15 protein-coding genes are annotated in these 19,556 nt (G+C 69.7%); 10 read left to right on the top strand and 5 right to left on the bottom strand.

Annotation, left to right across the window (positions count from 1 at the left end; all coding sequences use genetic code 11):
* Positions 1-11 precede the first annotated feature (11 nt).
* Positions 12-692, bottom strand: coding sequence for a hypothetical protein (locus AAY78_RS12835; RefSeq protein ID WP_046748672.1), 681 nt, complete (start codon positions 690-692; stop codon positions 12-14).
* A gap of 150 nt (positions 693-842) precedes the next feature.
* Here AAY78_RS12835 and AAY78_RS12830 point away from each other — a divergent pair, with 150 nt between their 5' ends.
* The 3 genes from AAY78_RS12830 (at position 843) to AAY78_RS12820 (ending at position 5,327) form a co-directional block, all read left to right on the top strand.
* A complete protein-coding gene (locus tag AAY78_RS12830) occupies positions 843-2,681 on the top strand; it encodes an AMP-dependent synthetase/ligase (protein WP_046748671.1) in 1,839 nt (612 codons plus the stop codon).
* Between the two features lie 17 nt (positions 2,682-2,698).
* Positions 2,699-3,622 carry a DUF1295 domain-containing protein gene (locus tag AAY78_RS12825; protein ID WP_046748670.1) on the top strand — a complete coding sequence of 308 codons (924 nt, stop codon included), beginning with the start codon at positions 2,699-2,701 and terminating at the stop codon, positions 3,620-3,622.
* Between the two features lie 163 nt (positions 3,623-3,785).
* The gene (locus AAY78_RS12820; RefSeq protein ID WP_046748669.1) at positions 3,786-5,327 is read left to right on the top strand and encodes a serine hydrolase domain-containing protein; all 1,542 of its coding nucleotides are present in this window, start codon (positions 3,786-3,788) and stop codon (positions 5,325-5,327) included.
* Between the two features lie 110 nt (positions 5,328-5,437).
* On the opposite strand, the gene AAY78_RS12815 is transcribed toward AAY78_RS12820, so the two are convergent.
* The 3 genes from AAY78_RS12815 to AAY78_RS12805 form a co-directional block, all read right to left on the bottom strand.
* A complete protein-coding gene (locus AAY78_RS12815; protein WP_046748668.1) occupies positions 5,438-6,847 on the bottom strand; it encodes a rhamnulokinase in 1,410 nt (469 codons plus the stop codon).
* Positions 6,844-8,880, bottom strand: a complete 2,037-nt coding sequence (locus AAY78_RS12810) for a bifunctional rhamnulose-1-phosphate aldolase/short-chain dehydrogenase (RefSeq protein WP_046748667.1) — start codon at positions 8,878-8,880, stop codon at positions 6,844-6,846. Before AAY78_RS12810 ends, AAY78_RS12815 begins: the two co-directional genes overlap by 4 nt.
* Positions 8,881-8,982: 102 nt before the next feature.
* The gene (locus tag AAY78_RS12805; RefSeq protein WP_046748666.1) at positions 8,983-9,744 is read right to left on the bottom strand and encodes a DeoR/GlpR family DNA-binding transcription regulator; all 762 of its coding nucleotides are present in this window, start codon (positions 9,742-9,744) and stop codon (positions 8,983-8,985) included.
* Positions 9,745-9,861: 117 nt separating this feature from the next.
* On the opposite strand from AAY78_RS12805, the gene AAY78_RS12800 reads away from it, so the two are divergent.
* Both AAY78_RS12800 and AAY78_RS12795 read left to right on the top strand, forming a co-directional pair.
* Complete coding sequence (locus AAY78_RS12800; protein ID WP_046748665.1) at positions 9,862-10,647, top strand: SDR family NAD(P)-dependent oxidoreductase; 786 nt, start codon at positions 9,862-9,864, stop codon at positions 10,645-10,647.
* 53 nt (positions 10,648-10,700) lie between these two features.
* Positions 10,701-12,149 carry a rhamnulokinase gene (locus AAY78_RS12795; RefSeq protein WP_046748664.1) on the top strand — a complete coding sequence of 483 codons (1,449 nt, stop codon included), beginning with the start codon at positions 10,701-10,703 and terminating at the stop codon, positions 12,147-12,149.
* Between the two features lie 19 nt (positions 12,150-12,168).
* Here AAY78_RS12795 and AAY78_RS12790 read toward each other — a convergent pair whose 3' ends face one another.
* Positions 12,169-13,101 carry a sugar-binding transcriptional regulator gene (locus AAY78_RS12790; protein WP_046748663.1) on the bottom strand — a complete coding sequence of 311 codons (933 nt, stop codon included), beginning with the start codon at positions 13,099-13,101 and terminating at the stop codon, positions 12,169-12,171.
* Positions 13,102-13,257: 156 nt separating this feature from the next.
* Here AAY78_RS12790 and AAY78_RS12785 point away from each other — a divergent pair, with 156 nt between their 5' ends.
* The 5 genes from AAY78_RS12785 to xylB all read left to right on the top strand — a co-directional run bounded on the left by AAY78_RS12785 (position 13,258) and on the right by xylB (position 19,555).
* The gene (locus AAY78_RS12785) at positions 13,258-14,304 is read left to right on the top strand and encodes an NAD(P)-dependent alcohol dehydrogenase (protein ID WP_046748662.1); all 1,047 of its coding nucleotides are present in this window, start codon (positions 13,258-13,260) and stop codon (positions 14,302-14,304) included.
* The gene (locus AAY78_RS12780; protein WP_082108680.1) at positions 14,301-15,893 is read left to right on the top strand and encodes a sugar ABC transporter ATP-binding protein; all 1,593 of its coding nucleotides are present in this window, start codon (positions 14,301-14,303) and stop codon (positions 15,891-15,893) included. The genes AAY78_RS12785 and AAY78_RS12780 overlap by 4 nt, the downstream gene beginning before the upstream one ends.
* On the top strand, positions 15,890-16,897 hold the full coding sequence (locus AAY78_RS12775) for an ABC transporter permease (protein WP_045263874.1): 1,008 nt from the start codon (positions 15,890-15,892) through the stop codon (positions 16,895-16,897). The genes AAY78_RS12780 and AAY78_RS12775 overlap by 4 nt, the downstream gene beginning before the upstream one ends.
* A gap of 125 nt (positions 16,898-17,022) precedes the next feature.
* Positions 17,023-18,039 (top strand): substrate-binding domain-containing protein, encoded by a 1,017-nt coding sequence (locus AAY78_RS12770; RefSeq protein ID WP_171011038.1) that lies wholly within the window; start codon positions 17,023-17,025, stop codon positions 18,037-18,039.
* A gap of 118 nt (positions 18,040-18,157) precedes the next feature.
* The gene (xylB, locus tag AAY78_RS12765) at positions 18,158-19,555 is read left to right on the top strand and encodes a xylulokinase (RefSeq protein WP_046748660.1); all 1,398 of its coding nucleotides are present in this window, start codon (positions 18,158-18,160) and stop codon (positions 19,553-19,555) included.
* Position 19,556: the final 1 nt, after the last annotated feature.

The raw sequence follows: 19,556 nt of genomic DNA, 5'->3' as shown, positions 1-19,556 counted from the left end.
ACCGAGCCGCGTCAGGAGAAGAGCTGGCGGAGCGCTTCGAGGTCGCCGGAATCGACCACCTTCTGGACGGCGTCGATGGTCTCTTGGGTCGCGAACATGCCCTTGAGCGTGCCGTTCCAGATCGCCCGCACGGTGTCCACGTCACCGGCATCGACCGCCGCGCCCGCGGACTCGATGGCCTGCTGGTAAGGAATCTGCTGGAACCCACCGGGGGCGTCATGAGGGTTGTAGTACGGCACCCAGGGAAGATCGGGGTCGGGCGTGAGCCAGAGCACCTGCCCAGGGTGGATATCCCGCCGGTGGTTCATCGAGCCGAGGTTCGGGTACGCGCAGAGCCGTTCAGCGACCACGGCTTCGACGTCGCCGGGCTCGACGGTATACGTCACCGGGGTGCCGTCCTCATCGACTGTCACCTCGCCCCGCGCGAACTCGCGCGCGCCGAGATCACGGAGCGTTCCGTGTCGCTCCCAATACAGACCGTCGCCGTCGCTGTAGACCTCTGACATGCCGGAGCATCTTTCCGGTTCCGTCGGTTTCGGCGTCGAGGCAGCCTCGGCCGCCGTCCGGAGGTCGACCGCGGGAGCGGATGCCTCGGGCGTCTGGACTGCCACCGGCGAGGTGCACCCGACGAGCACTGCGGCGGTCACACCGATCACGACGAGCGCGGGGGCGACCTTCTGCGTGCCGGACATGACGCCATACTGGCAGATCGTTTTCCCGTTCTCGATGCCTGGGCGGCCGCGGAAAAGCATCCCATCCGAATCGTCATCGGTTCCGAACAGAGACAGGAAGGGCGATTTCGTGCGCCCTCCGCGCCGTCCGCACGACCGAGAGAAGCCCCGATGATCGAATCGTCGACACCACCGCTCGCCGCCCTCGACGGCCACCGCAACGTCACCGACCTGCTGGCTGCGCGGGCCGCCGCCGCCCCGGACCATGTGGCGTTCGAGGTCGAGGACGCGTCGACGGGCTCCTGGCGGCCGATCACCACCCGAGCGTTCGAGGACGAGGTGCGCGCTCTGGCGAAGGGGTTCATCGCCCAGGGCGTCCGAGTCGGCGACCCCATCGCGATCATGGCGCCCACCCGCTACGAATGGGCCGTCGCCGACCTCGCGGCCTGGTACGCCGGTGCTGTCGTCGTGCCGATCTACGAGACCTCGTCGGGGTCACAGGTGGACGCGATCGTCGCGGATGCCGGTGTGCGCCTGGCCATCGGCGGTACGACCGAACATGCGGCGCTGCTCGAGTCGGCGCTCTCGCACGCCGGCGGAGTCACCCTCGGGGCGTGGGTGATGAGCGCCGAGACCTCGCCGTGGACCCTCCTCGACCTGGCCGCCCGCGGCATCGACGTGACCGACGAGGAGCTCGAGGCCCGCAGGACGGCAGCTACGCAGGATGACCCCGCGACGATCGTCTACACCTCGGGAACGACGGGCGAGCCCAAGGGCGTCGTGCTCACGCATCGCAACTTCCTCGGTCAGGTGCTGAACATCGCCGCGGCCTACCGCGAGATCGTGAACGAGTCCGGCAACACGGTCATCTTCCTCCCGCTCGCTCACGTGCTCGCGCGCGGCCTGCAGCTGATCTGCCTTGCCAGCGGCATGCGCATCGCGCACCTGTCCGACCCTTCGACCGTGGTCGCCACGCTCGACACCCTCCGACCGACGTTCCTGGTGGTCGTGCCACGGGTGCTGCAGAAGATCCAGGCGGCCGCCGCGGGCAAGGCCGCCGACAAGGGACTCACGAAGATCTGGGCGCATGCCGAGGCGACGGCCATCGCGTGGGGCCGCAGCGCCGAGCGAGTCGATGCCGGTCGTGGCGCCGCACGCACCGTCGGCCTGCGCCTGCGCCACCGCCTCTTCGATGCACTGTTCTACGGCCGCCTTCGCACGGTGATGGGCGGGCGGGTCGGCTACATCCTGTCGGGCGGCGCCGCCCTCGACGCCGACCTCTCGCTGTTCTTCCGCGGCATCGGGGTTCCCGTCATCGAGGGCTACGGACTGACCGAGACGACCGCACCGCTCACCGGCAACCTTCCAGGGCGCATAGCCTCGGGAACCGTCGGCGCACCGCTGCCAGGGCTCACGGTCCGCATCAGCGACGAGGGCGAAGTGCTCGCTCGCGGCATCGGCGTCTTCGACGGCTACCGGGACCCCGCGCACGACGACGGTGCGTTCATCGACGGCTTCTTCCGCACCGGTGATCTCGGGCGGCTCGACGAGAAGGGAAGGCTGATCCTCGACGGACGGCTCAAAGACGTGATCGTCACCTCGAACGGCAAGACCATCGTGCCGACCCGCTGGGAGAGCGCGGTCGAGGCGAATCCGCTGGTCTCGCATGCGGTCATGGTCGGCGAGGGGAAGCCGTATCTCTCCGCGCTGCTGGTGCTCGATCCGGAGCAGGCCGGCGCCTGGGCCGAAGCGCAGGGCAGCCGCATCCCGTCGACCAGCACGACCAGCCCGACCGACATCCGCACGGTGGACGACCCGGCCCTGCACGCTCACCTGCAGCGGTCCGTCGACGAGGCCAACGCGCTCGTCGCGCGCAGCGAGCAGGTCCGCCGGTTCAGCGTGGTCTTCGCCGACCTCGACGACCGTGGACTCGTCACCCCCACCATGAAGCTGAAGCGGAGCGTCGTGCTGGATCGCGCCGCCTTCGCCGTCGAAGACCTGTACCTCTGAGAATCGGAAAGCACACCATGTCCTCCCCCACCCCCACCCGTCCGACCTCCTCGCGCTCCTCTCTCATCGCGATCGTCGTCGCCCTCGTGGTCGGCGCGCTCGTCGCGATCGCCGGCAGCCAGGGCGGTGCGACCATCGGCGGCGTGCCGCTGTTCGCCCTCGCCGTCGCTGCGGCCTTCGCGATCCAGGTCATCGCGTTCATCCCCGCGATGCTGCTGCAGACCGAACGGTTCTTCGACCTGACGGGCAGCCTCACGTTCTTCGTGATCTCCGCAGCACTCGTCCTGCTGGCGCCGATGCCCGACCCACGGAGCTGGATCCTGGCGGCGATGGTCATGCTGTGGGCCGCGCGCCTCGGCTCGTTCCTGGCCCTGCGCGTGCACAAGGCCGGATCCGACGGGCGCTTCGACCAGATCAAGGGGTCGCCGCTGCGGTTCCTGCAGGTGTGGGTGATCCAGGGTGCGTGGGTGTCGCTGACCGCGGCCGCCGCCTGGATCGCGATCAGTGCGGATGCCTCCTCCCGCGCGCCGATCGGATGGCTGACCGTCGTCGGCATCGTCGTCTGGGCCCTCGGCATGGTGATCGAGATCGTCGCCGACGCCCAGAAGTCGGCGTTCCGCGCCGACCCGCGCAACCGGGACGATTTCATCCGCACCGGCCTATGGTCGCGGTCCCGTCACCCGAACTACTTCGGCGAGATCGTCATCTGGGTGGGCGTGTTCGTCACCGCCGCCCCCGTGCTCGTCGGATGGCAGTGGGTCGCGCTGCTCTCGCCCCTGTTCGTGATCCTGCTGCTCACGCGCGTCAGCGGCATCCCGCTGCTCGAAGCCCGCGCCGAGAAGAAGTGGGGCGACCAGGCCGACTACGTCGCCTACCGCGAACAGACTCCGGTACTGATCCCGAGGCTCACCCGGCCCGCGGTACGGGAGACGGCCGGGTAGACGGGGTCCCGGCCAGCCCGCTCCGAGCCGCTTCTTCGTCACCTCGCACAAGCAGGAGCCGACACTCGGTGCCCGCGGACATGACTTCGAGCCCGGCACACGAGAGTGTGGAGACGAACCAGCGCGACGGCCGAATGCCGACCGCGAGAACAAGGGAGTCTCCATGTCCAGCGAAACCCTCGTCGTGCCGCTCGTCGATCAGCTCGACGCGTTCTTCGGGCAGTACACGGCCGCGGGTCAGTCGCCTGGTCTGGTGTACGGCCTCGTCGGACCCGACGGCCTGGAGCACACGCGCGGGTTCGGCACCGCCGACGACGAAGGCACGTCTCCTGACGCCGACACCGTCTTCCCGATCGCCTCGATGACCAAGAGCTTCGTCGCGCTCGGTGCCCTGCTCGCCCGCGACCGCGGCCTCCTCGACCTGGAGGCTCCCATCACCGACTTCTACCCCGAATGGCACGGGACCGTGGGCGAGGAACCGGCGATCGCTCCGACCCTGCGACAGCTGCTCAGCATGGGCGGCGGTCTCACCGAGGACAACTCCTGGGTCGACCCGTTCCTCGGCCTCTCCGAAGCGGAGCTGGTCGAACGGATCAGACCCGGCTTCAACTACAGCACCCACCCCGGAAGCGCCTTCGAGTACTCCAACATCGGCTTCACGATGGCCGGTCTCGCGGTGGGCACAGCCGTGGGCCGCCGTGTCGAGGACTGGGTCACCGATGAGATCCTGCGCCCGCTGGGGATGAACAGCACGTGGTTCGACAACCGCGCTCCGGAGGGCGGCTTCGCGAGGGCTGTCGGCTACTCGCTGGACAGCGCGGGCGACTGGGTGGGCTTCCCGTCGGAAGTGTCCGACGCCATGGCCGCGGCCGGTGGCATGCAGTCGACCATCAACGACCTCAGTGTCTGGGTCAGGTTCCTCGCGGCATCGACACTGCCTGGCAGCGACGATGCCGTGGTGAGCCGGGCTTCACGACGAGAGCTGCAGCGCATCCATCAGGTCGACATCCCCTCGCTGCAGGCCCGCCCCGACGGCTCCTGGAAGTTCGTCGCCGGCGGCTACGCGCTCGGCCTCTTCGTGCGCGAAGACCTGCACCGCGGACGCATCGTCACGCACAGCGGCGGCCTCCCGGGGTTCATCCTGAACATGGTGTGGCACGCGGGGTCCGGCATGGGCATCGTCGTCTTGACGAACAGCCACCGGAGCAACCCGGTCGCCCTCTCGGAGGAGGCGCTGTTCCGCGCACTCGCCTTTCACGACGCCCCTGCCCGCACCGTGCAGCCGTGGCCGGAGACACGTCGGCTGATGTCCGCGGCCGACGCGCTGATCCGGTCCTGGGATGACGACGCCGCTGCCGCGATCTTCGCCGACAACATCGACTTCGACCGCCCGCTCCTCCAGCGCCGGGCCGCGATCGAGGAGCTCTTCGCCCTGGTGGGTCCGCTGCGCGACGACCTCGGCACGCCAGAAGTCGTCTCCGCGGCGACACCGGCCGACATCACCTGGTCGATCCCCGGCGAGCGCGGCGAGCTGATCTGCATGATCCACCTCACCCCGGTTCGGCCGGCGCAGATCCAGGAGTTCGAGGTCGTGGCGGTCGATCGGAGCGTTCCGCGCGCCGCCCGCCCGACCGACATCTCCGCCCGGCGCCGCGCCTACGCCCGCCCGACCGTGAGCTCGCTGCCGAACACGCACGTCATCTGACGTCGCGCCCGTCAGGGCGCCATCGAGTCAGCCGCGCGATCAGCCGCACGGTCAGCCGCGCGGTCAGCGGAGCGGTCAGCCGCACGGTCAGCCGCGCGGTAGCGGAGCGGTCAGCCGCGCGGCTCGAACCGACGGACCGGATGCGTGGCGGCGACCAGCTCGCGCAGCCCCTCCAGGTCGGTGACCGCTGCGCCCAGCGCACGCGCCTGCACGAGCACGTTGCCGAGCGCGGTCGCCTCGACAGGGCCGGCCAGCACCGGCAGGGCCGAACGATCGGCGATGGCCTGGCAGAGGAGCGCGTTCAGGGATCCGCCGCCGACGAGGTGGATCACGTCGACCTCACGCCCGGAGAGGTCGGACGCCGCGCGCACGGTCTCGGCGAACGCCGCGGCGATACTCTCCACGATGCTGCGCGTGAACACGGCTCGCTCCGTCGGAGCGGATGCTCCTGACGCCTCGACCAGCGTCGCGATGCGGCTGGGCATGTCGCCGGGTGCACTGAGCGAAGGATCGTTCGCATCGAACAGCGGTACGTCGTCCGATACGGCGGCCGCCTCCGCGAGCAGCTCGGTCAGGTCGATGCGTGCACCGTCCTGAGCCTCCCACGCCCGCACGCTCTCACTCAGCAGCCACAGGCCGGTGACGTTGTGCAGGAAGCGGTATCGACCGTCTACGCCGAGCTCGTGCGTGAAGTTCGCCTCGCGCGCCGCATCCGTCAGCACGGGCTCCGCCAGTTCCAGACCCACCAGGCCCCACGTGCCGCACGAGATGTAGGCGGCTGAGGGCGATGCCATGGGGACGGCGACGACGGCAGAGGCGGTGTCGTGCGACCCGACGGCGATCACCGGGAGAGCCTTGCCGACGAGTTCGGCGAGCTCGGGCTGCAGCGACCCGATCACCGCGCCGGGGTCGACCAACGGAGGCAGGAGACGCGGCGGGATGCCGATGCGCGTCGCGAGGTCGGTGTCCCAATCACCGTCGTCGATGCTCAGCAGCCCCGTCGTGGAGGCGTTCGTGCGCTCGGCGACGCTGGCACCGGTGAGGAGGAATGCGACCAGATCGGGGACGAGGAGCACGGTGTCGGCCGCGGTCATCCGTTCGTCCACCCGGTACTGGTACAGGGTGTTGAACGGCAGGAACTGCAGGCCGTTGCGAGCGTACAGCTCAGAGAACGGCACGATGGCGTGCACCTCGGCGACGCCCTGAGCCGTGCGGGAGTCGCGGTAGTGAAACGGCTCGGCGAGGAGAACGCCGTCCGCGAGCAGGCCGTAGTCGACGGCCCAGGAGTCGATCCCGATGCTCTCGATCGTCGGCTCCCGCCGCACCGCCTCCGCCAGCCCGTCCACGACGTGCGCGTACAGGGCGTCGAAGTCCCAGTGCAGTCCGTCCTCCCGCTCCACGGGACCGTTCGGGAAGCGGGACACGAGTTCGAGCTCGAGCCGCCCCTCCCCGATCCGCCCGATCATCACGCGGCCGCTGGTCGCCCCGAGATCGACGGCCGCGACCGCGCGCACGCTCATCGCAGGAACGCCGCGGCGACGCCGGAGTCGACCGGGATGTGCAGGCCCGTGGTGCGGCTGAGCTCGGGACCGGTCAGCACGTACACCGCGTCCGCCACGTTCTCGGGCACGACCTCGCGCTTGAGGATCGTGCGGTTGGCGTAGTACTGACCGAGGTCTTCCTCCTTGACCCCGTAGGTGGCGGCACGGTTCGCACCCCACCCGGAGGCGAAGATTCCCGAGCCGCGGACCACGCCGTCGGGGTTGATGCCGTTCACACGGATACCGTACTCGCCGAGCTCGACCGCGAGCAGCCGCACCTGGTGTGCCTGGTCGGCCTTGGTCGCGGAGTAGGCGATGTTGTTGGGTCCTGCGAAGACCGAGTTCTTCGACGAGATGTAGATGATGTCGCCGCCGAGCTTCTGGTCGATGAGCACCCGAGCGGCGGCCTTCGAGACCAGGAACGACCCCTTCGCCATCACGTCGTGCTGCAGATCCCAGTCCTTCTCCGTGGTCTCCAGCAGCGGCTTCGACAGCGAGAGCCCGGCGTTGTTGACCACGAGGTCGACGCCGCCGAAGGCGAGCACAGCCTCGTTCAACGCGGCCTGGACAGCGTCGGCATCCGCCACGTTCGCGGCGATGCCGATCGCGACATCGGTGTTCCCCAGCTCGGCGGCCGCCGCCTGCGCCTTCTCGAGGTCGAGGTCGGCGATCACGACGCACGCACCCTCGGCGGCGAGACGGGTGGCGATGGCCTTGCCGATGCCGGAGGCGGCACCGGTGACGAAGGCGATGCGTCCCTGGTGCGACTTCGGCTTCGGCATCCGCTGCAGCTTGGCCTCCTCCAGCGCCCAGTACTCGATGTCGAACTTCTCGGCATCCGAGATCGGAGCGTACGTCGAGAGCGCTTCGGCGCCGCGCATCACGTTGATCGCGTTCACATAGAACTCGCCGGCGACGCGGGCGGTCTGCTTGTTGGCCCCGTACGAGAACATGCCCACGCCGGGGATCAGCACGATGAGCGGGTCGGCGCCGCGGATGGCGGGCGACTCGGCCGTGGCATGCGCGTCGTAGTAGGCCTGGTAGTCGGTGCGGTACTGCGCGTGCAGCTCGTGCAGGCGGGCGATCTGCTCCTCGACGGATGCGGTGGCCGGCAGGTCGAGGATCAGCGGCTTGACCTTGGTGCGCAGGAAGTGGTCGGGGCAGCTGGTACCGAGGGCGGCGAGCGTCGGCGCCTTCTCGGAGGCCACGAAGTCGAGCACCACGTCGGCATCGGTGAAGTGCCCGACCATCGGCTTGTCGGTCGAGGCGATGCCGCGGATCGTGCCGGCGAGGGCCGCCGCGCGCCCACGCCGATCCCCAGCCGGGAGGGCCTCGAAGCCCGAGCGGACGCCGCCGAACGGATCGGCCTTGCCGTTCTCCGCGATGTAGGCGGCTGCGGTGTCGATGATCCAGAGGGAGTTCGCCTCCGCCTCCTCCGAGGTGTCGGCCCAGGCGGTGATGCCGTGTCCGCCGAGGATGCAGCCGATCGCCTGCGGGTTCTGCTTCTTGATCTCGGCGATGTCGAGTCCGAGCTGGAAGCCGGGCCGCCGCCACGGCACCCAGACGACCTTCTCACCGAAGATCTTCGCGGTCAGCGCTTCTCCGTCGGCCGCGGTGGCGATCGCGATGCCCGAGTCGGGGTGCAGGTGGTCGACGTGGGCGGCGTCGACCAGGCCGTGCATGGCGGTGTCGATCGACGGCGCAGCCCCGCCCTTGCCGTGCAGGCAGTAGTCGAACGCGGCGACCATCTCGTCCTCGCGGTCGAGCCCGGGGTACACGTCGACGAGAGCGCGCATGCGGTCGAGGCGCAGCACCGCGAGGCCCTGCTCGGTCAGCGTGCCCAGGTCGCCACCCGAACCCTTGACCCACATCAGCTCGACCGGCTGCCCCGTCACCGGATCGATCTCGGTGCCCTTCGCGGAGGTGTTCCCGCCGGCGTAGTTGGTGTTCTTCGGGTCGGCGCCGAGGCGGTTCGACCGGGCGATCAGAGCGGCGGCGGTGGCGTTGGTCATGACTCTCCAAGACAGGGGCGGTGCACACGACCGTGCACACTCGTACTGTTACTTCATGTGAAAGATAACACGAACCGACGTCAAGGAGAAGGGTTCCGGTGATCAGAGAATGTCCGCAAGCCCTCGGAAGGCATCGAGCCGCTCGTCCGCGGGATCGAGCTCCGTGATCAGCACGGAGATCTCATCGCCGTCGAGCGCGCGGGCCACCGAGCGACGGCCGAGCTTGCTGGAGTCGACGCACACGACCGTCGTTCCGGCGTTCGCGGCCATCGCCTGCTTCAGCTCGGCCTCTTCGACCGACACCTCGGACGTGCCGTCGGCACCGTCGAGCGCATCCGCCGAGGAGAAGAACGCGTCGAAGTAGACCGAGCGCATGCTCCGGCGGGCGATCGGCCCGACGAGACTGCCCGTGGTGGGCTCGGCCGTGCCGCCGGAGATCACCGCGGTGACGCCGTCGAACGGCTGCAGCACCTGGAACGACTCGAACGAGTTCGTGTAGACGGTGAGCCCTGCGCGCGGCCCGATCGCCGACGCGAGCATGTTGACCGTCGAGGAGGCATCGAAGGCGACACTCCCCTGGGCGGGGACGAGGCGCAGGGCCTTCTCGGCGATCGCTCGCTTCGCGCTGGCCCTGATGGCCCGACGCGCATCGAAGGGGCGGGCGCGCGGCGCCGCCGTCGCCCCGCCACGCACGCGGCGCACACGACCCTCGGCCTCGAGTTCGAGCAGGTCTCGACGGATCGTCATCGACGACACCGCGAAGAGCTCGGCCGCAACCTCGATCATCACACCCTGGGGGCCGTTGGCGAGTTCGACGAGTTCGTCTCGGCGTCGTTGCGCCTCGAGATTGCCGGAAAGAGCCATGGGAGGAATCTATCCGGTGCGCGCGATGAGACGGATCGCGCGACCAGCGATCTCGATCGCGTGCGCTCATATGAGCGGTGAGTGTTCCAGGTTGAGCGCCCCCGCTAGGCTCTGCTCATGCTCGGAAACACCACGGAACCACTCCTCGGCCGCGTGGCCGTCGTCACCGGCGGAGCGCGGGGCCTCGGCTACGCCATGGCCGAGGCCCTCGCCTCCGGGGGCGCCGAGGTCGCACTCCTCGACCGCCTCGACACCGTCGCCGAAGCCGCCGATGCCCTGGAGTCCGCTTCGGGTCGACGCTGCCTGGGCGTCAGCGTCGATGTCGCCTCTGAGGCATCCGTCGCCGCCGCCTTCGACATCATAGGCGAGCGGCTGGGCGCGGCAGACGTGCTCGTCAACAGCGCCGGCATCACATCGGGCACGCCCCTCCTCGACACCAGCACGGACGACTGGCGGCGGGTGCTCGACGTCAACGTCACCGGCACCTTCGTCACGAGCCGTGAGTTCGCACGCCGGCACGTCGAGGCGGACCGCGGCAACCCGGCCAGCATCGTCAACGTGTCGTCGATGTCGGCGTTCGCCGTGAACATCCCGCAGACCCAGGCCGCCTACAACACCTCGAAGGCCGCGGTGTCGATGTTCACGAAGAGCGCGGCGATCGAATGGTGGCCTCTCGGCATCCGCGTCAACGCGATCGCCCCCGGATACTTCGCCAGCGACATGACCAGGGACTTCGTGGCGGAGAACCCCGAGATGGCCGACGAGTGGGTGCGGCGCATCCCGGCGGGGCGCATGGGACAACCCGAAGAGCTCGGCGACCTGCTGGTCTATCTCGCGAGCGAGCGCTCGAGCTATGTCGTGGGGCAGAGCATCCTCATCGACGGGGGATACACCAGCGTCTGAGGGCTCACCGGACCATAGGCCCGAACCAGAGGCCCGGCCATAGGCTGAGTGGCATGCCCGAACTGCCCCTCGGCTCGGCGACCTTCCGAGCTGCCGCCGTCGATCTCGGCGGGTCCAGCGGTCGTGTCGTGAGCGCGACCGTCGACGGCGACCGGTTGCGGATCGACGGGGTGCACCGGTTCCGCAACCGTGCGTTCACGGATGAGCTCGGCCTGCGGTGGGACGCGCAACGGCTGTATCGAGATGCACTCGTCGGCCTCACCCGGCTGCGCAGGGAGGGGCCGGCCTTCACCAGCATCGGCGTCGACGCGTGGTCGGGCGACTACGGCCTGCTCGGCTACGACGGTCTCCTCGATGCTCCCTTCCATCAGCGCGACGCCCGCACCGAGCGCAGCTTCCCGATCGTCGAGGAGATCCTGCCCGCCGCCGAAGCCTTCCGCGCGACCGGGGTCACCGCGCTCCCCATCATGACGATCTATCAGCTGGCGGCCGACCGGGAGGCCGGACGCCTCGACACCGTGCAGCAGATGCTGCTGATGCCCGATCTGCTCGGACGCTGGCTCGGCGCCGCGGACGTCGCCGAGGCCACGAACGTCTCCAGCACCGGCCTCGCACTCCCACGCGGCGGCGGCTGGGATGTCAGCCGGATCGAGGCTCTGGGCCTGCCGTCGAGGATCTTCCCCGACGTCGTCTCCCCCGGCACGGTGACCGGCCGTGTCTCCGAGGGGATCCTCGCTCCCGGGGACGCGACCGACATCACCGCCGTGGCCTCACACGACACCGCGAGCGCGGTGATCGCCGTGCCCGCCCGCGATCAGGATTTCGCGTACGTCTCGTGCGGCACCTGGATCCTCACCGGCGTCGAGGTCGATCACCTCATCACCAGCGACCGGGCCCGCGAAGCGGGTTTCACGAACGAGCTCGGCCTCGACGGCACCGTACGGTTCCTGCGCATCGCCGCGGGACTCTGGATCGTCAACGAGTGCATGCGGGAATGGGGGCTCGACGGCTGGGGGGCGCGCAGCGCAGCCGCCCGTCGCGACCTGCTGGCCCGTGCGGACGCCGCCCCGAGCGCCGGAGTGCTGGTCGACACCGGCGACCCCCGCCTGCTGAGACCGGGGCAGATGACCGCGCGCATCGCCGAACTCGTGGCCGAGTCCGGCGGACGCATGCCGACCGACCGCGCCGGAGTGGTGCGGCTGGTGCTGGAGAGCCTCGGCGCCTTCGTCGCCCGGCAGGTCGAGGAAGCGGCGACGCTCTCGGGCGTGGACGTGCGGGTGATCCATCTGGTCGGGGGCGGCTCCGAGTCGTCGATCCTCGCCCAGGCGGTCGCGGATCGCTCCGGTCGGACGGTGACGGCCGGGCCATCGGAGGCCACATCGATGGGGAACCTCTTGGTGCAGGCCCGTGCGCACGGCGCAGTGCACGGAGGCCTCGCCGACCTGCGCCGCATGGTGCGCGCCTCCACCGAGCTGCGCAACTACGAACCAGCCCCGCGCTGATGCGGTGCGCAGGTCGCGCTCAGACCGGCGACTCGAGCAGCCGTCGGGCGAGAGCCGCGTCCGTCACCAGGGAGTCGACGATCCCGGAACGCAGCGCGGCGATGACGGCACCTGTCTTCGACGGGCCGCCGGCCACCGCGATCACCTCGGGGATGTGCCGCAGCTGCTCGGTGGACACCGCGAGCGACCGCTCGGCCACCGACCCCACCACGGCTCCGTTCTCGTCGATGAGCGTCGCGCAGATCTCCGCCTTGACGCCGGCGGCGAGCAACTCGTCGAGCGCGCCCGCCCTCCCCGCATTGTCGTAGAGCTGAGAGTCGGGCGGACTCCACGATCCGACCGCGACGACGGCCTTGGTCACCGAGTCGAACCGGCGGAAGGTCTCCATGATGCCGGGTTCGCGCCGCAGAGCGGAGGCGGTCGCTGCGGTCTCCACGAGCAGGGGCGCGAAGATGGCGCGGGAGCGACCGCCCGAGATCCGACTCACCTGGCGGATCACCTCGACGCCGTTCTCGGGCGTCGGCGCGGCGACCCCGGCGAGCTGGACGACCTCGCACGTCGCCAGGGTGCGCAGGTGCCCGGCCATCGCGGTCAGGGTGCGACCGGCCGTGAGCCCGAGCACGTCGCCGTCGGTGACGATCTCGCTGAGCAGGTCGGCGGCGGCACGACCCAATCGGTCCTGGATCAGCTCGGGCGTCGTCCCCGGGGTTATCACCGCGAGAGCGCGTGTGAGGCCGAACCGAGCGCGCAGCTGCATCGACAGGTCGAGATCGAGCGAGTCCGGCGCCTCGATCGTGATCTTGACCAGCCCCTGCTCGAGCGCATCCTCCAGCATCCGGGCGATCTTGAAGCGCGAGAGACCGAGCTCTTCCGCGATCTCGATCTTCGTCCGCCCTTCGAGGTAATGCCGGCGTGCGACGTGCGAGATCCGCACCAGCTCATCGGGTCCCATGTCGCCTCTTCCTCTCACGCCGCCAAGTCCGATCAGCATATCCGGATCCGACCGTTTGCGCCCATCTGAGCACCTGGTTGTCTCATCCGTCACGCATGGCTAGTGTCGGTCGAGCAATCACGACCGCGCGACTGCACACGCACCACGAGGAGCCCGATGAAGCGCACTGAACTGCCGACGACCATGCGTGCGAGCGTGCTGGTCCGAGCCGGCGAGCTGACGATCGAGACCCGCCCCGTGCCGGCCCCCGCCCCCGATCAGGTGATCGTCCGGGTGAACGCGGTCGGCATCTGCGGCTCCGACGTCCACTACTTCCACGAGGGACGCATCGGCGATTTCGTCGTGGAGAAGCCGCTCGTCCTCGGCCACGAAGCCGGCGGCACCATCGTCGCGGTCGGCGCCGACATCGACGACTCCCGCCTCGGCGAGCGCGTCTCCATCGAACCTCAGCGCCCGTGCCGTGTGTGCGAGTTCTGCCGGAGCGGCCGTTACAACCTCTGCCCGCAGATCGAGTTCTACGCCACCCCACCCATCGATGGCGCCTTCGCCGAGTACGTCGCGATCCAGGGCGACTTCGCCTACGCCGTGCCCCACTCCGTGAGCGACGACGCCGCGGCGCTCATGGAGCCGTTGTCCGTCGCCATCGCCGCCGTGCAGAAGGCGGGGGTGCGCCCGGGCAGCCGGGTGCTGATCACCGGGGCCGGCCCCATCGGCATCGTCACCGCGCAGACCGCACGGGCCTTCGGCGCCACCGAGATCGTGATCAGCGATCCGATGGCGGAACGCCGAGAGGTCGCCCTGCGTTTCGGCGCGACAGAGGCGGTCGACCCCGCCGCAGGTCCCCTCGGCTCGGGATACGACTCCTTCGTCGACGCCTCGGGCTCCCCTGTCGCCGTGAAGCAGGGCATCTCCGCGCTGAAGCCCGGCGGCGTGGCCGTACTCGTCGGCATGGGTGCCGACGAGATCGCCCTCCCCGTCTCCACGATCCAGAACCGCGAGCTGGTCGTCACCGGCATCTTCCGCTACGCGAACACCTGGCCGACCGCGATCGAGCTCGTCTCTTCCGGCGCCGTCGACCTCGACGCCCTCGTGACCGGAACGTTCGGTATCGCCGAGGTCCGGGAGGCACTCGATTCCGCCGCGCAGCCCTCGACGCTGAAGAGCATCGTGCGCCCCGGCCGCGAGCACGCGGGGGACGTATGACCGACCTCGAGCGCACGGGAAGCATCACCCTCGACGAGCAGCCCGACATGCTCGCGTGCATCGACATCCGCAAGGCGTTCGGCGGGGTACCAGTGCTCAAGGGCGTCGGGCTGCATCTCGAGCCGGGCACCGTGACCGCGCTCGCGGGCGAGAACGGCGCAGGCAAGTCGACGCTCATGAAGATCGCCTCCGGCCAGATGAAGGCGGACGCCGGTCAGGTGCTGGTCCGGGGCGAGGAGCTGGCCGCGGGATCGGCACGTGACGCCCACCAGCGCGGCATCGCCATCGTGCCTCAGGAGCTCGCCTCGATCCTCGACACCACGGTGTACGAGAACATCTTCGTCGGACGGGAGCTGCGGGGGCGCCTCGGGCTCGTGGATCGTCGTCGCATGGCCAGAGAGGCCAAGGAGATGCTCGCGGAGTTCGGCGTCGACATCGACCCATCCACGCGGATGGGGTCCCTGCCGGTGGGCCTGCGCCAGATCGTCGAGATCGTCAAGGCGACCAGCACCGGCGCTCGCGTGCTGCTGCTGGACGAGCCGACCAGCGCGATCGCCGAACGCGAGGTGGCCCGTCTGATCGAGAACATGCGGATGCTGCGCGACCGCGGCGTCGCGATCCTCTTCACCACGCACAAGATGGAGGAGATCCGCGCGATCGCCGATCGGGTCGTGGTCCTCCGCGACGGCGGCCTCGTGGCGGACGCGCCGCTCTCGGAACTCAGCGACGACGACATCGTGACCGCGATGATCGGCCGCGAGCTCGAAGACCTCTTCCCCGACCTGCCGCCCGCGTCCGACGACATCGCCCTCTCGGTGCGCGGCCTCGACTACACGCCGGCTCCGCAGCCGGTCGACCTGCAGGTGCGCCGCGGCGAGATCGTCGGACTCGCAGGGCTCGTCGGCGCCGGACGCACCGAGCTCATCGAGGCGCTGTTCGGAGTGCGCTCCTCGACCGCCGGCGAGATCGCCGTCGGGGGCCGTCGCGTCCGCCGCGGACGCCCTGCCGACGCGATCACCGCAGGCATGGCGCTGGTCCCGGAGGACCGGAAGGGCGCTGGCGCCGTGCTCAGCATGGACATCCTGGCGAACGCCACCCTGCCGCGCATGGATCAGTTCTCCGTCGCGGGATGGCTCAAGGGCCGCAGCCGCGTCGACGCGGTCTCCGAGGTCATGAGTTCGGTGAGGCTGCGCAGCCGCGGCCTCGGGCAGCTCATGGAGACGCTGTCCGGCGGCAACCAGCAGAAGGTCGTGCTCGCGCGTTGGCTCACCGGCGAGGTCAAGGTCCTCCTGCTCGACGAGCCGACCCGCGGCGTGGACATCGGCGCCCGCAGCGAGATCTACCGCATCATCACCGACCTCGCCGCCTCCGGCATGGCCGTGGTCATGGCCTCGAGCGATATGCCGGAGATCCTCGCGCTGTCGCATCGCGCTCTCGTGCTCAAGGACGGGGGCGTGGTCGCCGAGCTCGACCGGGCCGCCCTCCAGCAGCCCGACGTGCAGGACCGCATCTTCCGCCTCGCGAGTGGACTCGACATCTCCGAGGCCCCCGCCAGCAGCACCGCCCCCTCCGCAAAGGACGACCGATGACCGACACCCGCACCGCCGCGCAGACCTTCGTGCCCGAGTCGGAAGTGAAGCGCTTCAGCCCCACCTGGTTCGGCGACCTCGCCATCCGCTACGCGATGGTGATCGTGATGGTGCTCATCATCGCCTTCTTCCTCTACCGCAGCGCGCGCTTCGGCACGGTCGACAACCTGCAGACGATCCTCGTCGCCGCGGCACCGTTCGCCCTGATCGCCCTCGGACAGACGCTCGTGATCCTCACCGGTGGCATCGACCTGTCGGTCGGCAGTGTCATCGCCGCATCCGCCGTCTTCGGCAGCCTCACCGCGAAGGCCTTCCCCGACCAGATCTGGCTCGCGATCGTCGCCGGTGTCGTCGTCGGCTTCATCGCCGGCGCGATCAACGGCTTCGTGGTCTCGGTGATCAAAGTGCCACCCTTCATCGCGACGCTCGGGATGCTCACTCTCGCATCCGGCGTCGCCTATGTCGCGGGCAACGGCGCCCCCATCACCGGGCTGCCCGCCGACTTCTCCCGCATCGCCAACGCGCAGTTCGGCGGGCTCACGCTCCCGGTGATCCTGATGATCGTCGGCATCCTGGGACTCGCGATCATCATGCGCCGCACCACGTGGGGCATGCGCGTGTACGCGATCGGCGGCAACCCGATCGCCGCGGGCATCGCCGGCATCAACGTGGGCCGCACCATCTTCAGCGTGTACGCCATCTCCGGCATGCTCGCGGGGATCTCCGGCGTCATGCTCGCCAGCCGTGTCACCCTCGGCGCACCGAACCTCGGCGTCGGGTACGAGCTCGACGCGATCGCTGCCGTCGTGATCGGCGGGGCGAGCCTGCTCGGCGGTCGCGGCTCGATCTGGGGAACCGCCCTCGGCCTGCTCCTCATCCAGACGCTCAACAACGGTCTCGACATCCTGACCGTGCCCGCGTACTGGCAGAAGGTCATCAAGGGCGTGCTCATCGTCGCGGCGGTGGCCGTCGACGTGTGGGCGACCCGACGACGAAGCCGCTAGCACACCGACGACCACCCCGACGAAGAAGACCCTGCTTCATCGCACCACCCAACGAGAGGAATCCCATGTTCACCAAGAGGAGCCGCATCGCCGCGGCTTTCGCCGTCACCTCCGTCGCAGCACTGATGCTCGCCGGGTGCGGCGCCGGCGACCCGAACGCGAACGCCGGCGGCGCAGACGACAGCGGTCAGGAGCGCATCACCATCGGCGTGAGCGTCTACGACATGTCGTCCTTCGTCACGGAGGGCAAAGAGGGCATCGAGCGCTACGCCGACGAGAACAACATCGAGATCCTGTGGAACTCCGCGGGCCTCGACGTCAACACCCAGGCCAGCCAGGTCGACCAGTACGTGACGGCCGGTGTCGACGCGATCGTCGTCATCCCCGTGCAGGCCGACTCGCTGCAGCCGCAGATCGCCGCCGCGAAGGCCGCCGACATCCCCTTCTTCGACGTCAACGCCTCGCTCAACAGCGAAGACCTCACCGGCTCGGTGCAGCCCGATGACGTGGCCGCGGGTGAGCAGGAGGCGCAGATGATGATGGACGCCCTCGACGGGAAGGGCAACGTCATCATCCTGCAGGGACCGCTCGGAGGCTCGGGCGAGATCAACCGCGGAAAGGGCATCGACAACGTGCTCGCCGAGAACCCCGACGTGAAGGTGCTCGCCAAGGACACCGCGAACTGGAAGCGCGATGAGGCCGTCAACAAGGTCAGCAACTGGATCTCGGCCTTCGGCGATGACATCGACGGCGTGATCGCCCAGAACGACGACATGGGCCTCGGTGCACTGCAGGCGCTCAAGGAAGCCGGCATGACCGACGTGCCGATCGTGGGCATCGACGGGATCGCCGACGGCCTCGAGGCCGTCAAGAACGGTGACTTCATCGGAACCTCGCTGCAGAACGGCACGGTCGAGCTGTCGGCCGGTGTCGCCTACGCCGCCGCCATCGTGCGGGGCGAGGACGTCAAGGAGAACCCCGTCTACCTGATGCCCGCGATCACCAAGGACAACGTCGACGAGGCGATCGGTCACGTGGTCACGGAGCGCGACGCGTTCCTGAAGAACCTGAGCGAGATGACCAACAAGAACCTCAAGAGCGGCAACATCGCCTACGAGGGTCTCACCGGCCAGTCCGAGTGACAGCAGCGCCAGGGCCGCGGAGATGCTTCGGTGTCTTCGCGGCCCTGGTGTTCGACGGACTGGTGTCTCACGCACTGGTGTTCCACGGACTGGTCGTTCACGGATGAGGGAGAAGCGGATGCCGACATACGTCGCCGGGGTGGATTCGTCCACGCAGAGCTGCAAGGTGAGTGTGCACGACCTGGAGACGGGAGAGATCGTGCGCTCCGGCCGGGCGGCGCATCCGTCCGGCACGGAGGTGGACCCCGAGGCCTGGTGGTCGGCACTCCAGAGCGCGATCGTCGATGCCGGCGGACTGCACGACGTCGCCGCGATCTCGGTCGCCGCCCAGCAGCACGGGCTCGTGGCGCTCGACGTGCAGGGGCGCGTGGTGCGTGACGCCCTGCTCTGGAACGACGTCCGCAGCGCCGAGGCCGCGGCGGCGCTCGTGACCGAAGTCGGTGCCGAGGAATACGCGCGCCGGGTCGGAGTCGTGCCCGTGGCGTCGTTCACGGGCGCGAAGCTGCGGTGGTTGCGCGAGCACGAGCCGGCCAATGCGGCCAGGGTCGCTGCCGTCGCCCTGCCCCACGACTGGCTCTCCTGGCGGCTGCGCGGCTTCGGGCCGACCGGCGCCAGCGACCTCGGCCCCGACCTGGAGGCGCTCGCGACGGACCGCTCCGATGCCAGCGGCACTGCGTACTGGAGCGCCTCGACCGGTGCCTACGATCTCGATCTGCTCGCGCGGGCGTTCGGTCGCGTCCCGCGCCTCCCCAAGGTGCTCGGACCTGCCGAGAGGATGGGCGTCACCCCCACGGGCACGGTGGTCGGCGCGGGTCTGGGGGACAACGCCGGGGGCGCGCTCGGACTCGATGCCCGACCGGGCGACGCCGTGATCTCGATCGGCACGAGCGGCACGGTCTTCGCCGTGTCCGAACACCCGATCGCCGACGCCACCGGAGCGGTCGCCGGCTTCGCTGACGGGAGCGGGAACCATCTTCCCCTCGTCGCCACGCTCAACGCGGCGCGGGTGCTCGATACCGTCGCGGGTCTGCTCGGCGTCGACCACGCCGAACTCGCACGCCTGGCGCTGGAGTCAGAGCCGGGTGCGGGCGGACTGGTGCTGCAGCCCTACTTCGAGGGAGAGCGCACCCCGAATCGTCCGGATGCCACGGCCACGCTGTTCGGCATGTCGCTCGCCTCCACGCGCAGGGAGACGCTGGCGCGTGCCGCGGTGGAAGGACTGCTGTGCGGGCTCGCCGACGGCCTCGACGCCATCCGCCGGTGCGGGGTACCGGCCTCGCGCATCCTGCTCATCGGTGGCGCCGCACGCAACCCGGCGGTCTCGCGGATCGCGGCGCAGGTCTTCGACGTGCCGATCGTGGTGCCGGGAATCGACGAGGCGGTCGCCCGCGGTGCTGCCGTGCAGGCGGCGTGGGCGCTCACCGGCGAGCGTCCGTCGTGGCACGACGGCGAGGCACGTGCATTCGCGGTCGACCATCGGCCGATCATCCGCGAGCAGTACGCCGCGCGGAGCTGAG

The sequence above is a fragment of the Microbacterium sp. Ag1 genome, assembly GCF_001005635.1.
Lineage (GTDB): Bacteria > Actinomycetota > Actinomycetes > Actinomycetales > Microbacteriaceae > Microbacterium > Microbacterium oxydans.
This window is presented reverse-complemented; position numbering and strand designations above follow the sequence as displayed.

What these genes read in the sequence shown, in the direction of transcription:
- AAY78_RS12790 (WP_046748663.1), bottom strand. Translation starts at nt 13,101, where the DNA reads ATGGGACCCGATGAGCTGGTGCGGATCTCGCACGTCGCACGCCGGCAT.
- AAY78_RS12780 (WP_082108680.1), top strand. Translation starts at nt 14,301, where the DNA reads ATGACCGACCTCGAGCGCACGGGAAGCATCACCCTCGACGAGCAGCCC.
- xylB (WP_046748660.1), top strand. Translation starts at nt 18,158, where the DNA reads ATGCCGACATACGTCGCCGGGGTGGATTCGTCCACGCAGAGCTGCAAG.
- AAY78_RS12825 (WP_046748670.1), top strand. Translation starts at nt 2,699, where the DNA reads ATGTCCTCCCCCACCCCCACCCGTCCGACCTCCTCGCGCTCCTCTCTC.
- AAY78_RS12805 (WP_046748666.1), bottom strand. Translation starts at nt 9,744, where the DNA reads ATGGCTCTTTCCGGCAATCTCGAGGCGCAACGACGCCGAGACGAACTC.
- AAY78_RS12775 (WP_045263874.1), top strand. Translation starts at nt 15,890, where the DNA reads ATGACCGACACCCGCACCGCCGCGCAGACCTTCGTGCCCGAGTCGGAA.
- AAY78_RS12830 (WP_046748671.1), top strand. Translation starts at nt 843, where the DNA reads ATGATCGAATCGTCGACACCACCGCTCGCCGCCCTCGACGGCCACCGC.
- AAY78_RS12770 (WP_171011038.1), top strand. Translation starts at nt 17,023, where the DNA reads ATGCTCGCCGGGTGCGGCGCCGGCGACCCGAACGCGAACGCCGGCGGC.
- AAY78_RS12785 (WP_046748662.1), top strand. Translation starts at nt 13,258, where the DNA reads ATGAAGCGCACTGAACTGCCGACGACCATGCGTGCGAGCGTGCTGGTC.
- AAY78_RS12815 (WP_046748668.1), bottom strand. Translation starts at nt 6,847, where the DNA reads ATGAGCGTGCGCGCGGTCGCGGCCGTCGATCTCGGGGCGACCAGCGGC.
- AAY78_RS12820 (WP_046748669.1), top strand. Translation starts at nt 3,786, where the DNA reads ATGTCCAGCGAAACCCTCGTCGTGCCGCTCGTCGATCAGCTCGACGCG.
- AAY78_RS12810 (WP_046748667.1), bottom strand. Translation starts at nt 8,880, where the DNA reads ATGACCAACGCCACCGCCGCCGCTCTGATCGCCCGGTCGAACCGCCTC.
- AAY78_RS12835 (WP_046748672.1), bottom strand. Translation starts at nt 692, where the DNA reads ATGTCCGGCACGCAGAAGGTCGCCCCCGCGCTCGTCGTGATCGGTGTG.
- AAY78_RS12795 (WP_046748664.1), top strand. Translation starts at nt 10,701, where the DNA reads ATGCCCGAACTGCCCCTCGGCTCGGCGACCTTCCGAGCTGCCGCCGTC.
- AAY78_RS12800 (WP_046748665.1), top strand. Translation starts at nt 9,862, where the DNA reads ATGCTCGGAAACACCACGGAACCACTCCTCGGCCGCGTGGCCGTCGTC.